This is a genomic window from Shewanella sp. SP1S2-4, from assembly GCF_031932075.1.
GTDB classification, from domain to species: Bacteria; Pseudomonadota; Gammaproteobacteria; order Enterobacterales; family Shewanellaceae; genus Shewanella; species Shewanella baltica.
In genome coordinates, this window is record NZ_JAUOET010000002.1 from 252,074 (window position 1) to 267,526 (window position 15,453).

The 15,453-nt window shown below is 45.3% G+C and carries 17 protein-coding genes; 11 read left to right on the plus strand and 6 right to left on the minus strand.

Annotation, left to right across the window (positions count from 1 at the left end):
* Nucleotides 1-34: 34 nt before the first annotated feature.
* Nucleotides 35-577, minus strand: a complete 543-nt coding sequence (locus tag Q4Q52_RS03300) for a hydrolase (RefSeq protein ID WP_220591146.1) — start codon at nt 575-577, stop codon at nt 35-37.
* A gap of 343 nt (nt 578-920) precedes the next feature.
* On the opposite strand from Q4Q52_RS03300, the gene Q4Q52_RS03305 reads away from it, so the two are divergent.
* The 5 genes from Q4Q52_RS03305 (at nt 921) to aroG (ending at nt 5,828) form a co-directional block, all read left to right on the plus strand.
* Nucleotides 921-1,259 carry a P-II family nitrogen regulator gene (locus Q4Q52_RS03305; protein ID WP_028761800.1) on the plus strand — a complete coding sequence of 113 codons (339 nt, stop codon included), beginning with the start codon at nt 921-923 and terminating at the stop codon, nt 1,257-1,259.
* A 10-nt stretch (nt 1,260-1,269) separates the two neighbouring features.
* Nucleotides 1,270-2,520, plus strand: a complete 1,251-nt coding sequence (locus Q4Q52_RS03310) for an ammonium transporter (protein ID WP_012197658.1) — start codon at nt 1,270-1,272, stop codon at nt 2,518-2,520.
* Between the two features lie 219 nt (nt 2,521-2,739).
* On the plus strand, nt 2,740-3,078 hold the full coding sequence (locus tag Q4Q52_RS03315) for a hypothetical protein (protein WP_300478212.1): 339 nt from the start codon (nt 2,740-2,742) through the stop codon (nt 3,076-3,078).
* Nucleotides 3,079-3,205: 127 nt separating this feature from the next.
* Nucleotides 3,206-4,399 (plus strand): hypothetical protein, encoded by a 1,194-nt coding sequence (locus tag Q4Q52_RS03320; RefSeq protein ID WP_311989831.1) that lies wholly within the window; start codon nt 3,206-3,208, stop codon nt 4,397-4,399.
* 373 nt (nt 4,400-4,772) lie between these two features.
* Nucleotides 4,773-5,828 carry a 3-deoxy-7-phosphoheptulonate synthase AroG gene (gene aroG / locus Q4Q52_RS03325; RefSeq protein ID WP_220591144.1) on the plus strand — a complete coding sequence of 352 codons (1,056 nt, stop codon included), beginning with the start codon at nt 4,773-4,775 and terminating at the stop codon, nt 5,826-5,828.
* A 103-nt stretch (nt 5,829-5,931) separates the two neighbouring features.
* Here the strand turns inward: aroG and Q4Q52_RS03330 are convergent, their stop codons facing one another.
* Nucleotides 5,932-6,108: a hypothetical protein gene (locus Q4Q52_RS03330; RefSeq protein WP_105250227.1), complete on the minus strand. Its 177-nt coding sequence runs from the start codon at nt 6,106-6,108 to the stop codon at nt 5,932-5,934.
* A 483-nt stretch (nt 6,109-6,591) separates the two neighbouring features.
* Here Q4Q52_RS03330 and Q4Q52_RS03335 point away from each other — a divergent pair, with 483 nt between their 5' ends.
* Nucleotides 6,592-8,391: an ABC transporter ATP-binding protein/permease gene (locus Q4Q52_RS03335; protein ID WP_311989832.1), complete on the plus strand. Its 1,800-nt coding sequence runs from the start codon at nt 6,592-6,594 to the stop codon at nt 8,389-8,391.
* Nucleotides 8,392-8,468: 77 nt separating this feature from the next.
* Nucleotides 8,469-8,729 carry a hypothetical protein gene (locus Q4Q52_RS03340; protein ID WP_106651643.1) on the plus strand — a complete coding sequence of 87 codons (261 nt, stop codon included), beginning with the start codon at nt 8,469-8,471 and terminating at the stop codon, nt 8,727-8,729.
* 138 nt (nt 8,730-8,867) lie between these two features.
* On the opposite strand, the gene Q4Q52_RS03345 is transcribed toward Q4Q52_RS03340, so the two are convergent.
* From Q4Q52_RS03345 to Q4Q52_RS03355, 3 genes are all read right to left on the minus strand, one after another.
* The gene (locus Q4Q52_RS03345; RefSeq protein WP_006084154.1) at nt 8,868-9,077 is read right to left on the minus strand and encodes a hypothetical protein; all 210 of its coding nucleotides are present in this window, start codon (nt 9,075-9,077) and stop codon (nt 8,868-8,870) included.
* Nucleotides 9,078-9,228: 151 nt separating this feature from the next.
* Nucleotides 9,229-10,719, minus strand: coding sequence for an FMN-binding glutamate synthase family protein (locus Q4Q52_RS03350; RefSeq protein WP_311989833.1), 1,491 nt, complete (start codon nt 10,717-10,719; stop codon nt 9,229-9,231).
* A gap of 11 nt (nt 10,720-10,730) precedes the next feature.
* The gene (locus Q4Q52_RS03355) at nt 10,731-11,348 is read right to left on the minus strand and encodes a histidine phosphatase family protein (RefSeq protein WP_311989834.1); all 618 of its coding nucleotides are present in this window, start codon (nt 11,346-11,348) and stop codon (nt 10,731-10,733) included.
* 225 nt (nt 11,349-11,573) lie between these two features.
* Between Q4Q52_RS03355 and Q4Q52_RS03360 the strand changes: the two genes are divergently transcribed.
* The 3 genes from Q4Q52_RS03360 (at nt 11,574) to Q4Q52_RS03370 (ending at nt 13,741) form a co-directional block, all read left to right on the plus strand.
* A complete protein-coding gene (locus Q4Q52_RS03360) occupies nt 11,574-12,200 on the plus strand; it encodes a DUF5610 domain-containing protein (protein WP_311898637.1) in 627 nt (208 codons plus the stop codon).
* Nucleotides 12,201-12,313: 113 nt separating this feature from the next.
* Nucleotides 12,314-13,063 (plus strand): ferredoxin--NADP reductase, encoded by a 750-nt coding sequence (locus tag Q4Q52_RS03365; RefSeq protein ID WP_311898639.1) that lies wholly within the window; start codon nt 12,314-12,316, stop codon nt 13,061-13,063.
* Nucleotides 13,064-13,144: 81 nt separating this feature from the next.
* Nucleotides 13,145-13,741, plus strand: a complete 597-nt coding sequence (locus Q4Q52_RS03370) for a glutathione S-transferase N-terminal domain-containing protein (RefSeq protein ID WP_107949212.1) — start codon at nt 13,145-13,147, stop codon at nt 13,739-13,741.
* 14 nt (nt 13,742-13,755) lie between these two features.
* Here the strand turns inward: Q4Q52_RS03370 and Q4Q52_RS03375 are convergent, their stop codons facing one another.
* On the minus strand, nt 13,756-14,178 hold the full coding sequence (locus Q4Q52_RS03375) for a hypothetical protein (protein ID WP_311989835.1): 423 nt from the start codon (nt 14,176-14,178) through the stop codon (nt 13,756-13,758).
* 219 nt (nt 14,179-14,397) lie between these two features.
* On the opposite strand from Q4Q52_RS03375, the gene Q4Q52_RS03380 reads away from it, so the two are divergent.
* Nucleotides 14,398-15,405, plus strand: a complete 1,008-nt coding sequence (locus Q4Q52_RS03380) for a Fe(3+) ABC transporter substrate-binding protein (protein WP_311989836.1) — start codon at nt 14,398-14,400, stop codon at nt 15,403-15,405.
* The last annotated feature ends 48 nt before the right edge of the window (nt 15,406-15,453 follow it).

Sequence of the window (15,453 nt, forward strand, 5' to 3'; positions counted from 1 at the left end):
GACCTTTATTATTTTACCCTGAATAAATTTAAGACTATTTTATCAGTTTTAATAACGCCCTAAACCGCTCGCCTTGGGCTTGATGTTGTAATTCAAATAATAGCGATTCCACGTTAGTTAATAGGGCGCCTCTGGCCGTCATCATTTGGATCCCAAGTTGTTTATTCTCAGCACTGCGTGACGATACGCCATCTGCGACTAAATGCACCGAATATTGTTGTTCGATAAGGTCACAACAGGTTTGGTAAACACACACATGGGTTTCAATGCCCGCCAGTATGACGTGTTTACGATTTGTCTTAGTGAGTGCCTGCGCAAACTCTTCACAGTGCCAACCGCTAAAATGTTGCTTGGCAATGGGGGAGCCGGTTTTCTCTAGCAAGGTTTGAAGCTCAGGACTGGTTGCTCCGAGCTTATCGGGTAGCTGTTCTAACCATAGTATGGGTATTTCAAATAATTGTGCACCTTGGATTAAGGTCTGTAGTTGTTGGTGCAGCTTGTCACTGTTATCCATGATTTGTGCAAGTTTTCCCTGCACATCGACGATAACGAGAACACATTCTTCGGGTTTTAACATCGGGCCTTCCTTCTGCGCTTGATGATTGTCTTAGTGATGATCTTCGCTTTTGTCTAAGAGCTTGTGCTGTGATGCTCAGATTTCATCTCGATTTACGCTTCCCCAGTAGACCCCAATTTAACCTTGTTACCAATAGGCCTAAGGTCGAATAGCTGTTGCACTTAAACTGCTCACTAAAAGAGTGCGTTGCACTTGTTTGTGCTCGATCATGGTGCATTTTTAACCTTTAAAAATAACCTTGTTTAGTTAAAGTTTAAAATAATCAGTAATTTAAATTGTTGGCCTAATGATTGAATTACCTTTGATACAAATTAATAACAATCGCGTTTTTTTGGAGGTCAGGATGAAACTAGTCAGCGCTATCATCAAGCCATTTAAGTTGGATGATGTCCGTGAAGCTATCGCCGGAATAGGTATTGAAGGCATGACGGTGACCGAAGTTAAAGGTTTTGGCCGTCAAAAAGGGCACACAGAGCTGTATCGTGGCGCCGAGTATCAGGTGGATTTTTTGCCAAAAGTAAAACTAGAAATTGCCACTAAGGCTGAAAATCTCGACATGTTGATTGAGGCCATCACCACGGCGGCTCATACGGGGAAAATTGGCGACGGTAAGATCTTCGTCGTCGACTTAGAACATGCTATCCGTATCCGTACGGGTGAACTCGATACAGAAGCGCTATAAGGGGCTGATAATGGAAGAATTAACAAAACTAGGTGGCACAGTCACTGAACTACGCTTTGCACTCGATACCTTTTACTTTTTGATCTCAGGTGCTTTGGTAATGTGGATGGCAGCGGGATTTGCCATGTTAGAAGCGGGCTTAGTTCGCTCTAAAAACACCACTGAAATTTTAACTAAGAACGTGGTTTTGTACGCGATTGCCTGTGTGATGTACCTATTGGTTGGCTACAACATTATGTATGTCGATAACACTGAAGGAGGCTGGCTACCATCGATTGGTACCTTAATCGGTTCTCAATCATCGGATGCGAGCCATGCATTAGAATCTGACTTTTTCTTCCAAGTGGTGTTTGTGGCAACGGCGATGTCAATTGTCTCTGGCGCCGTGGCGGAACGGATGAAGTTATGGGCTTTCCTATTCTTCTCTGTGGTAATGACTGCAGTTATCTATCCAGTAGAAGGGTATTGGACTTGGGGCCAAGGTTTTATCGCAAAACTGGGCTTTGTGGACTTTGCCGGTAGCGGTATTGTGCACATGACTGGTGCGACTGCAGCGATTGCGGGGGTATTATTGCTTGGTGCACGTAAGGGTAAATATGGCCCTAACGGTCAAGTGAATCCTATCCCAGGCTCTAATTTGCCGATGGCAACCTTAGGTATGTTTATTCTGTGGATGGGCTGGTTTGGCTTCAACGGTGGCTCGCAATTAATGGTGTCGGATGCGGCGAATGCGAGCTCAGTGGCAAAAGTGTTCGTAAATACTAATACTGCGGCTGCATTTGGTGCTATCTCTGCGCTTATCGTGTGTAAGATGATTTGGGGTAAAGCGGATTTAACTATGATCCTCAACGGGATCCTAGCGGGCTTAGTGGCGATTACGGCAGATCCGCTATCACCTTCACTGTTAATGGCGGGCGTGATTGGTGTGGTTGCTGGTGGTTTAGTGGTGTTCTCTATTGTAGGCTTAGATCGCATTAAGATCGACGATCCAGTGGGCGCGATTTCAGTACACGGCGTGGCGGGTTTTCTTGGGTTAATGTGTGTGCCATTATCCAACGCTGATGCGACTATTACTGGGCAGTTGACCGGTGCAGCCTTCATCTTTACTTGGGTATTCTGTTCATCCTTTGTGGTTTGGTATGCGATTAAGAAAACCATGGGGATCCGTGTGACTGAGGAAGAAGAATACAATGGTATGGATGCGTCTGATTGTGGTATCGATGCTTACCCAGAGTTTGTTACGGTTAAAAATGCTGGTTAAGTAAACTGGCGAATGAATGGTGATTCAACTTGATGCCTAGCGTGGATCGAGGGATAGTAAAGCAGAGCTTAGGCTCTGCTTTTTTATGGGGCTTGGTCATGGGTTAAGCTCAAGGCGGTTTAGAGTGGGGCTTAAGCAGGCTGCCGTGCATTACCTTACAGCATGATTTACCTACACTATTTACCTGCACCATTTACTGCACGAATAAAGGAGTGAACTATGAGCTTAAATGCCACAGCTGTCGGTCAATTTACGCGACTCAGCCTTATCGTTATTGCTGGCTTGATATCAGTATCTGCCTTTGCAGGGGAAATCATAGTTAACCGCTCGAGTGAGCCTGTCGATGCCTTTGCTGTGCGTGATCAAGTGCTCAAGGATTTTGAGTGGCAGGAGTCGCTTCGTCGTCAACAGCAGATCCAAATTCTGCAGGCTTTACCCTTAGGTTGTATTACTGTGATGAAGCCCTATCGCTATTTTACCTGTGGGGAGCATAACTATCGGCCATACCATTACCAGCAGCGTGAGCTATACATAGAGGTTGATCAACCTTCGCAGTAACTAACGTGTTAAATCACTTATAGTTATTTTTTAACGATAGCGATTGTCATTTTTTGTAACCATTTTATGTCGTCTTTTTCGCCATTTGTAATAAGCTCAAATAGGAGCTAATGGTGTGGGAGGACATATGTCAAAACTATTCCGAGCCGTATACCTGAGTGCCATAATGGGCACTGTACTCAGTCAGTTGGTTGCCTGTAGCTCGACGACCATCGCGCCTGAACCGTCGGATCTTAAGTCGCTACTTGCCGATTCATTGTTTACCCCTGTCGCCGATATTCCTTCCGTTGCGGATATTTTTTATCTGCCGCCTGAGGTGGTAACAGATGTAAAGCGTAGCTATGACAAATATACTTTTTCCCATAATAACGCCATGTTAGCCAACGAATGGTTAGCCAGTTATATCAATGCCAGCCAAACCAATAGTGCTAAAATTGATTTTCGCTACCAAGATAACCTGACCCAAATTGCCCGTGAAACCTACGCCCAAAGGGCAGGGAATTGCATGTCCTTAGTGGTAATGACTTCTGCGCTGGCGGACATATTGAATGTGGGCGCTGAGTATCAAGATATCGCCATTGAACCCGTATGGGACAAGCAAGGTGATTTCTATTTAATCAATGGTCATGTGAACTTACGCTTACTTCCGCCCGAGAATTTACATTCAGTCTATGTGTCATCTTCGGCAATCTTAGTGGACTTTATGCCTGAGCGCGCCCTACGAGGGTATGGTAAGACCCGAGTGAATAAGCAAACCTTGATCAGCATGTTTTACAATAACATGGCGGCAGAATCTTTAGTGAATGGCGATTTAGATAGGGCCTATGCCCTCATCAAAGCGGGTTTAAATGTCGGTCAGTTTGTCCCCTCACTCAATACGCTCGCCATTATTTATCGGCATAAAGGGGATGAGAAACGGGCCGAACAGGTGTATCGCTATGCCCTTAAGTTTGAAGCGAAAAATTTAACCACGCTTTATAACTTAGCTTTGATTTTAGGGGATCAGGGCCGGCTTGATGAATGGGCTGAAATCAATAAAGTGCTTGAATTAGCAAGGATACGTAATCCTTATTATTACTATGATATGGCGCAGCAAGCCTTCGATGAACATCAATACGACGAGGCTTTAGCATGGTATCAAAGGGCGTTGGCCAAAGCTGATTATCGGCATGAATTCTTCTTCGGTTTATCAAAAACCTATTGGGCGCTGGGGGATGAAAAGCGTGCCAAACTGAATATGGAAAAAGCGCTGGCTTTGAGCCGTGATGATTCAGAGCGTCATCGCTATCAAAACAAGTTACAAGTCATGCTGCACCATTAGTATTGGCCTGCTCTAGCATCCAGTTCTCTTGCGTAGAGAGCTGGATCAATTGCACTCATTCAAGCGTTTAGTCGTTAATACCTTAGCTGACAGGCATGGATAGCTCACTCGCACTTGCCGCAAGCATTCCCCGCTTGCTTTTTATCCGCCATATTCGATTTTGTTCATTAAGGCTGTGAGTTAGTCAGCATATTTGAATTTTGATTTTTTTAAAATATATTAAAACAATAAGTTATATTTGATTTTTTGAAATGGAGACAACTTGGTTGCATTGGCGCTTGAGACTCGATAAATTGAACTCAGTATTGCAGTTGAGATCCCTTATCGCAGCGATAGAAATAGCCTAAAACACCAGAGTTGGAGCAGTAAAATTATGTATTACCAAAATGATGACGTTCGCATTAAAGAAGTAAAAGAGTTACTTCCTCCTATCGCGATTCTAGAACGATTTCCTGCTTCCGAAAAAGCCTCTGCGACTGTGTTTAATGCGCGAAATAGTATCCACAATATTCTGGCTAAGTCTGATGATCGCCTGTTAGTGGTAATTGGACCTTGTTCTATCCACGATCCCAAAGCGGCGTTGGAATATGGTCAGCGTCTGGTTACGCTGCGTGAGCAGTATAAAGATCAACTCGAAATCGTGATGCGAGTGTATTTTGAAAAGCCAAGAACCACAGTAGGTTGGAAGGGGCTGATTAACGATCCTTACATGGATAACAGCTTTAAACTCAATGATGGTTTACGTACTGCGCGTAAGTTGTTAGTGGACTTGAACGACAGCGGTATGCCAACCGCGGGTGAGTTTCTTGACATGATCACCCCGCAATATATGGCAGATTTAATGTGCTGGGGAGCCATTGGCGCCCGAACAACTGAGTCACAAGTGCACAGAGAGCTAGCCTCTGGTCTTTCTTGTCCGGTCGGTTTTAAAAATGGGACCGATGGCACCATTAAAGTCGCTATCGATGCGATAGGTGCTGCCAATGCACCGCACCATTTTTTGTCTGTGACTAAGTTAGGCCATTCGGCGATCGTTTCGACCAAAGGGAATCCTGATTGCCACATTATTTTACGTGGCGGCCGTGAGCCTAATTACAGTGCGCCGCATGTCGCTGAAATTAGCCAGCAGTTATTAAAAGCTCAGCTTGCTGACAACATTATGATCGACTTTAGCCATGCCAATAGTAGTAAAGAGTACCAACGTCAATTAGTGGTGGCTGAGGATGTGGCAGGTCAAGTGGCGACGGGGAATACTGCTATTTTTGGCGTTATGGTCGAAAGCCATTTAGTGGAAGGTCGTCAGGATTTAATTGAAGGCCAAGAGCTGTGTTATGGTCAGAGTATTACCGATGCATGTATCGGTTGGGATGATACCGAGCGCCTGTTGGCCATTTTGAATCAGAGTATTATCGAACGCCGTCAGGTTTAATTATCTGTACGTGCGAACATAAACCGCAACTATATCTGAATTAGTCGTTAACGATTGCGGGTAAAGTAAAAACAAAGGCGCTATCCCGGCGCCTTTGTTTTATCTATTTATTGCTTATTTCAACAATGTATTCATTTGCTTTGGCTAAGCTACCAAAGGCGGCAATAAGGTTGTTTCTACCTTTATCTTGTATCTCTGGATTGCCTGATTCGATCATCATCCACACCCAAGTTTGGATCAGTGGTAATGGCGGGTATTGAACTTTAGCGGAATCCAACATAAAGCTTCCTTTGATCTTATTTAATTTGTTTGTCTTAATGTTCTCGCTAGAGATTGGACGTATGAATCGCCAAATCTAGCGCGTAGAGGTTAACAAATTCTATCGATTTGTATAACCGCCTCCATGGCATTTTGGGCAAAACTGCAAAAATAATCAACAGCAGTAAGGTTGAGCTAAGCCTTTCCCCATAGCAAACTTGTCTTCTGTCATACGGCGCAGAGGTCAAGTCAAACGCAAGCTATCGGTATTTATACCAGCACAGAAATCAGTATAAATTCATTTATTATGAATATGCCAGTGTAATACGTAAGTATGACAGCTTGGCTTTTCATCGGATCAGAATAGCTGTGCATTGTGTCGTGAATAAGTCTATTTGTCTGTCAGAAAAATCTGATTGATTTTATTCAAGCTTTGCTCGTTTCGTTTAGCTTAAGTCTGGTTTGTACTGTTACAATTGACATAACTCATTCAAGGTTATGTCCTATGCGCCCAACGTTATATTTTGAAGGTCCAGTCGATAAATTAAACTGGCACGTCATGAAGCTGCTTTGGCCTTACTTATTGGAATACAAAGGCCGTATTGCGCTGGCGATGTCATGCCTCATCATCGCTAAGCTGACCAGCGTGGCTTTGCCTTTTATTTTGAAGCATTTGGTCGACACCTTAGATGCCGATAAAACCGCGCAAGCCCTCAGTGTGCCCGTGGGATTGGTGTTGGCCTATGGTGCGATTCGTTTACTGACGGCGATTACGGGGGAGATCCGCGATACCTTGTTTGGTCGGGTGACTGAGCGGGCGATCCGCCGTTTAGGCTTAGCGGTATTCGAGCATTTACACCGACTTGATCTCGATTTTCATCTAGAGCGCAAAACCGGCGGTTTATCCCGTGATATTGAGCGCGGCACCAGTGGCGTGAGTTTCCTCATGCGGTTTATGGTGTTCAACATAGTGCCGACCTTGCTCGAAATTGTCATGGTGATTGGCATTTTCTTCTATAACTACGGGATTGCGTTTGCGGCAATCACCTTTATTGCTGTGTTGGCCTACATCATATTCTCTGTGGTCGCGACCGAATGGCGCACTGAGTATGTACGTGATGCCGCCAAGGCTGACTCTTTATCAAATACGCGGGCGATTGATAGTTTGCTGAACTACGAAACCGTTAAGTATTTCAATAATGAGAAGTATGAGTCGCAGCGCTACGATCAAGCGCTAGAACAGTGGGAAGTCGCTAAACGTAAAAACCGCTTATCTTTGTTTGCGCTTAATGGCGGACAAGCTGTGATTATCGCTCTGGCGATGACAGCAATGATGGCGCTGGCGGCATACAGAGTTACCTATGGCGATATGACCTTAGGTGATTTTGTGTTGATTAATGCGTTTATGATGCAGCTCTTTTTACCCCTTAACTTTTTAGGTTTCGTGTATCGCGAAATTCGCGGCGCCTTAGCCAATATTGAACGTATGTTTAGCCTGCTCGATAAACATCCCATGATAGTCGATTCACCCCAAGCACTCGATTTTCAGCCCACCAAGGGCGAGCTGGTATTTGAAAATGTGAATTTCAGCTACGACGAGCGGCAAATTCTGCGGGACGTGAGTTTTAAGGTTGCTGCGGGGAAAAAGGTGGCCGTAGTTGGTGATAGTGGTGCTGGTAAGTCGACGCTGATTAAACTGCTATTTCGATTTTACGATGTGGACCAAGGCGCGATTAAAATCGATGGACAAGATATCCGTCATTTGACGCAAGATGCGCTGCGACGGGCCATCGCTATCGTGCCGCAGGATACTGTGCTGTTTAACGATTCATTAGTTGAGAACATACGCTATGGCCGCTCAAGCGCGACGGATGAAGAGGTGCGCAACGCAATTAAATTAGCGCACTTAGAGCAATTTATTACATCACTTGCCCTTGGGTGGGATACAAAGGTGGGTGAACGCGGCTTAAAGCTCTCTGGCGGAGAAAAACAGCGGGTTGCGATAGCCAGAGCCATTTTAAAGGGCTCGCCCGTGCTAGTGTTTGATGAGGCAACATCCTCACTCGATAGCCGCTCCGAGCAAGCGATTTTGTCGGCACTGCGGGAAGTCGCTAAAGGGCATACCAGCCTTGTGGTGGCACATCGATTATCTACGATTGTCGATGCTGACCAAATCGTTGTATTGAGCCAAGGTGAAATTGTTGAGCAGGGTAATCACCAGACTTTGTTAGTGGCAAATGGTCTATATGCCAAATTATGGCGGATACAAAATGAGCAGCAACATACTCATCTGAGCAGTGAATAGCGCAATACAGTTCAGTCTTTATTCAGCTTCGGCTCTCTATACTCAAATGCCAACACATCAATCGGAAGAGATCTGGCATGGAAAATATTGCACTGAGAGTGAACATTGAAGGCAAAGAAGAAAAAGTCGCCACTGATTGGTTTGCCATCATGGCGACATTGAAAAAACGTGGTGTTGATTATGATTCGCTGCAACGTATTCATGCTGAATTGAATGCGGGTCTACTGGTGACGACTCGGTGTCTTACTTTGGCTAAGGTCAATCCAGAGATGGTACTTGCGGGCGTGATCCGCGATATGCATGTGCCGACAAGTGACTATATGATGAGCATGCGCTAAACATCATAGAAAATGCGTTAGAAAGTCAGCGTTTGATGAGAATGTGGGAGGGTAGTGGTGAGCAACTATTCTCGATGCTCAAGGAAGAGTCATTTTGCTTTAACGCTTTATATCTTGTTTAAGACCAATAGTGCCGAATTAAGCTACGCCATTCAGCTTGCCAGCTTTCCAACCTTCGCATAAAAGATTCAATTTAGGCGCTGACTCATCGATCAAGGTGAGTCGAATGATCTGTCCTTCACGAAAACACACAAGCTCGCCTTCGATCTCAGTCAGGCGATTACAGCTCTTACAGCTCGTGCTTACAGTTTTACTGGCGGGCAGTTGGCTTACGAAGCTAGATTTCAAAGTGTTTCCTTAAGTTCAATTGTGGGTAAGGTATTTGAATAACGCCTCACCTCACGGATCTTACCTCTTTTGTGATACGCATTCAAATATACCTTATGTAAAACTCATATAGACAAAAGTTGTACTGGCTAATCACCGCAAGGGTTTGCGGCTATTTATCCATGTGCGAATAGAATTTGTCGAGTGAGATAGATAAACCGCTATCGAGCACAATTCGTACATGTGAAGGCTTAAGTTGTCTTGGCTCTGTCACACCGCAAGAGTGCGCGATTAGCCCTAAGTCATGGTGTAAATTATGATTATAGTTAGCGACCCGCGTCGATTTATCCCTAGGATTTAGCCCTTGTTGAAGTTTTGGATTGTGCGTAGTGATACCCGTTGGGCAGGTATCTTTATTACACTGCAAGGCTTGAATACAACCGAGGGCGAACATGTTGCCACGGGCCGATGCGATAAAGTCGGCGCCTAATGCCAAAGCCCAAGCGACTCTGGATGGGACGATAAGTTTGCCCGAGGCGATGACTTTAATGCGTTTACGCAAGCCGCGTTGGATCAAGATATTGACTAGGATAGGTAAGCTTTCTTTCAGTGGTAATCCGACATAATCCATTAATGGTTGCGGTGCTGCGCCTGTGCCACCATCGGCGCTGTCTAAGGTGAAAAAGTCGGGGGCTGAGTCTTCGCCGCGGCGTTCAATTTCATCACATAAATCTTCCAGCCACTGCACATCGCCGAGTACGGCTTTAATGCCGGTAGGTTTACCTGTGACTTCACGAACTCGCTCAACCATATCTAAAATATCGTTTACTGACTTAAATTCGATGTGGCCATTGGGGCTGATTGAGTCGTGTCCCTCTGGAATACCGCGAATATGGGCAATCTCAGCGGTCACTTTAATACCGGGTAAAATGCCACCTTTGCCTGGTTTTGCGCCTTGGCTCATTTTGATTTCGAACATTTTGACTTCGGGATGAATCGCTATCGCCTTCAGTTTTTCATCATCTAAATGCCCTTGTTCATTGCGAACGCCGTATTTGGCCGTTCCAATTTGAAAAACGAGATCGCAGCCGCCTTTGAGATGATAAGGACTCAAGCCACCTTCACCCGTATTAAGCCAGCAACCCGCCTGCGCTGCGCCATGGGAAAGGGCGGTGATAGCTGGGCGTGATAGGGCGCCAAAACTCATGGCTGAAATATGGCAAATGGCTTGAGTGGTATAAAGTTGACGACAGTGAGTGCCAATCGTCAGCGGATGAATAGGAGTAATATCTTCATCTTGGGTCGGGAAGGCGGTATTCATAAACATGATAGTACCGGCAGTATCCAAGGGACGAGTCGAACCAAAGGCTATGGTTCTATCGACATTTTTAGCGGCGCGGTAAACCCAGCTGCGTTCAGCACGGTTGAAGGGCAATTCTTCCCTGTCTTGGGCGAAAAAGTATTGCCTGAAAAACTCACCTTGTTTTTCGAACAGATATCGAAAACGACCAATCACGGGATAGTTATGTCTTACCGCTTGTTTGGTCTGCATTTTATCTGCGATATACATGTAAATAACGGCAAGTACTGCGAAGCCTATAACGATCAAAAATAGTCCTGAAAACAGATCGAGTCCCCACATAAACCAATTGAGTTCACTCATGTTATTTATCCTTATTCTTGTCCGTAACGGGTGGCGATCAAGCTCGCGGGTTGGCCATCATTGAGAGAGAGCAAAAACAGCTGGCTGTAGTCCTCTTCGCCGATTGCTTGGACCTCTGGTCCACCCAGGGCTTTTATGATTAATGGCACTGTGTTTGAATGACCAGCGATGAGCGTATTGCCTCGTACCGCATGCACTTGTTCGACAATCAGCTGAATATGTTCTTCGATAGGTTTGGCTGCCTCGACTATCGTCACGGGCAAATGGCGAGCCTCGGCGATAGGCGCGAGTGTTTGCTGGGTTCGCAGGTATTGAGTCGCGATGAGTTGCGACAATGGCGTGCGGTTCAAGGCGGTGATCAGTGACGTTGCGCGCATTTCCCCCTTGGGCGATAACTGTGGGTCATTGGCTGGCGTGTCGGCTTTTTCGGCATGTCTGACTAAAATAATCAGCCTGTTTTCAGCATGGGCTTGGCTAATCGGGGCGAGGCTGAGGCAAGTTAAGATAATAAGACCGGTGAGCAAACTAAGGCGTTTGATATTGATGCTCGTATAGTGCTCAATAGTGCACTTAAGCATTTGTGTAAACACGTGAAAGCGGAAATGACTCAAATTGCGGCCTGCTGCCATGGTGTAACATCCTTTTCTATTGGCTTATCTCTAAGCTCGACGATAGTAATGATCTGCATGCGGGTGGATGGCGCTTTATGCACTTTATACAGAATAAACCCACTCAATTTATGCGGGCCTTATCATGACCTTGTGGTCACGATGGTACTTCAATTCTAAAAATTACTAAAGCTGGTCAAATTTTGGTCGATAATAAAGTCGACCCGAATTGAATGGATAGTCATCATGGAAATCAATAAACCCTCTCAAGTGCAAAGTACCCCTTTGCCGCAGAAAAAATATGCTGAAAATACGGCGCCTAAGGGTACCGAAGTGAGTGATTCGAAGGACGCGAAAACCACCGAAGTGACCTCGAAACAAACCGCGCAGCAAACGAGTAAGCAGCTGATGAATCAAGCGATTTTATCGGCACAGCAAGATGTGAATATCAAGTCAGGCGATCAGTCTATGATCTTGCTTTATCGCGCTGCGATAGAGTCGATTAATAAAGAGTTAGCGCCTACTATGGGCGAGAACGCGATTCAAACTGCTTACGATAATGGCGTAGATACATCGCCAGAAGCGACTGCAGATCGTATCGTGAGTTTTGCGACGCAGTTTTTTAGCATTCACCAGCAACAAAATTCGGGTATGAGCTTAGATGAGCAACTCGATAGCTTTATGGGAATTATTGGTGGTGCAATTGATAACGGCTTTAAAGAAGCGAAAGACATTCTGTCTGGCCTTAGAGTCTTGCAGGGGGATATTGCCGATGGTGTCGATAAAACCTATGGTTTAGTGCAAGAGGGACTACAGGCCTTTAGAGATAGTTTTAATAAGAAGACAGATGAGACACAATCGAGTGCCAGTTAACGCTCTGTTGTTTTCGGTTCTATCGCCATAAGCCCCTTATCATAAGGGGTTTTTGTTATGCGGAAAAAAGTCTATGCTGGAAGCCTATTTAACGTTTCGCTTGAGGGTACGCTATGTGGACTAGGGGACAAGTTATAGAACGTATTGATTGGAGCGATAAGTTATTTTCATTGCGCATCGCCGCCGAGTTAGCCCCATTTATTCCTGGCCAGTTTATCAAGTTAAGTCAAATGCAAGATGATAAGCGTGTTGCCAGAGCATACTCCTTAGTCAATTCTCCCGATAAACCCTATGCCGAAGTGCTCGCAGTCGCGGTAGAGGACGGCCTGTTATCGCCGCAATTGCAAAACCTTGGCATAGGCGATGAAATTGAAATTACCTCAACCGCGACTGGTTTTATGACCTTAGTGGAAATTCCTAAGGGTGGACTTCAAGGCAAGCACTTATGGTTTTTGGCTACAGGTACAGCGGTAGGGCCATTTTTGTCTATGCTCGACACCCATGAACCTTGGGAGCGTTTCGAAAAAGTCGTACTTGTGTATGGCGTGCGCGAGGCGCAGGATTTGGCGTATCTTGATAAGCTGCGTGAGTTAGAACGCACATACCCAGCACAGTTTACATTAGTCTTGAGTGTGACCCGTGAACCCTTTGCCGATGCGTTGCAGTGTCGTATACCCGAGGGCCTGGTCTCGGGTGAGATTGAAAAAAAGGCAGGAGTAACCTTAAGTGCTGCTGATTCCCAAGTTATGATTTGTGGCAATCCCGGAATGATCAATGGCGCGCAAAGCGCCTTACTCGATAAGGGATTAGTGAAGAATTTACGTCGTGCTCCCGGACAAATTACCGTAGAGAAATATTGGTGATCCCATTTTATATGGGTGGGAGCAAGCCGTTTTCGCTCCTAAATAGCCATAGCGTTTAATGCAAATATAAGGAAATTTTTGATGAAGTTGTTAAGTTCTCAAGCTTCACCCTACGCCCGTTGTGTTAGAGCCTTAATCCAGTATTTAGGAATTAACAATATTGAAGAGCAGCTAGTCAATCCCTTTGAAAACAGTGCCGAATTACTCGATGCTAACCCGCTAGGACAGATCCCGTGTCTCATCACTAACGATGGCGTGGCGTTATTCGATAGCGAAGTGATTATGCGCTACCTAGATGCTGAGCTTGGCGATCGTAAGATGTTTGGCATCTCAAGTCATAACTGGGTGTTGGAGTGTCAATATTCTTTGATAAAAGGCTTAATCGATAGCGCGGTGAAATTACGCCAAGAGCAGATGCGTGAAGATGAAGGCGTGAGATCGGCTTTTTGGACGGCTCGCTTTGAACAAGCATTGCTGCGTGGTCTTATGCAGGTTGAGCTGCAAACCGTCATCACCCAAACCACGATTCAGGCACCGCAATTAGCCTTGATTTGCTTGCTTGATTATGTGGACTTTAGACATCCAGAGTTAGATTGGCGCAAGGTTGCCCCTGCGACGGCACTTTGGTTTAGTGATATGCGTAATCTCCCCGCGTTTATCCAAACCCGTCCCCAATAACTGGATGGAGATGCTCAGCCATCGGTTGCGCGTCTTCCCTTTGGTCTATCACGGCGGTTTTGTTCTCCAAAAGCGCCGAATAATTCCCGTGTAACCCCATATTCGACTCTACGGTCATTCCCTATTTGACGCCTATCTTCATGGTGTTGATAGCGACATTGGCACTGGGTCATAGTGCATTCTTCCATCGGGATTTCCGGTGCATCCTTCGATAAAAAACGTTTTCCAGAGAATGTTTCAACCTGGTTACAGCAACTGCCGTCATTCACTATGCTTACACTGTGAAAATGATGGGCTTGTGATGCATGCGGCTTAGTCCCGTCGGCGTGTTGATTTACCGCTTTAGCATAGTGTCTATGCCGCTTGTGACCAGTATTGAGTTTAAATAGGCCAAATAGCGCTACTGCGACTATACCTAGTAGCAAAACAGTTAACATAACGCCTCCTGAAAGCATTTTAAGCAAATTAAGGTTCAGTTTAGTTTGATTTGAGATAATAACCAGTTTTGAATTTAAATTCATTAAAAACAAAAAGTTAAATGGACTATTGCTCTCTGTATATCCATCTATTACTCTTGCGCTACTGATAAGCATTATCATTAATGCGGCCATGTTCACACTCGCTGAACATATCATCACTTTGGGGAGAAATGGGTAATGAAATGGGTAACTTGCGCAGCAGTAGTTGGGTTAATGTCGGTTGGGCATTCGGCGAATGCTGATGATAAATTAACAGTTTATTCTTATCGCCAAGCCTTCTTGGTGGAGCCTATCCTGACGCGTTTCACCGAAGAAACCGGCATAGGTGTGAATTTGGTCTTTGCAAAAGATGGTATTGCCGAGCGTCTCGCCCGTGAAGGTCGTTTATCCCCAGCAGATTTGGTGCTGACCTCTGATTTCTCGCGTCTAGTTGAATTAGTCGATAAAGATCTGACTTCACCAGTTAAAAATACCCAACTCGAAAGCAACATTCCTGCTCAGTATCGTGACCCCGATGGCCAGTGGTATGCCCTGACCATGCGAGTACGAAATCTCTATACGGCGAAAGACCGTTTAGGGCCGCAGCAAATCACCTATGAAGAACTCGCCGATCCTAAATACAAAGGCAAAATCTGTACCCGCAGCGGTAAGCATCCATACAACATAGCATTAGTGGCATCTATGATTGCTCACCATGGTGAAGCTGAGGCTAAAACGTGGCTGACCGGTGTGAAGAGTAACTTGGCGCGCAAGCCACAGGGTAACGACAGAGCCCAAGTGAAAGCGGTAAAAGAAGGCTTATGTGATATCGCTATCGGTAACAGCTATTACTACGGCAACATGATGCAAGACCCTGAGCAAAAAAGCTGGGCCGAGGCCGTCACGATTAACTTCCCAAACCAAGCCGATCGCGGTGCTCATGTGAACGTTTCTGGCATGGTGCTAACTCGTCATGCGCCTAATAAAGCCAATGCGATAAAATTGATGGAATTTCTATCCGCCGATGTGGCTCAAAAGGCCTATGCTGAAGTGAATATGGAATACCCAGTAAAAGCCGATGTGGCACCTTCAACCTTAGTGGCTTCATGGGGGGAGTTTAAGTCGGATCAATTGCCGATTTTTAAATTGGCTGAATATCACCAAGCGGCAGTTAAGTTATTAGATGAAGTGCAGTTTGATCTCTAGCATTTGACGTTAAGTACGAGTGACAAATTGCAGAATTAGGTTATCAGC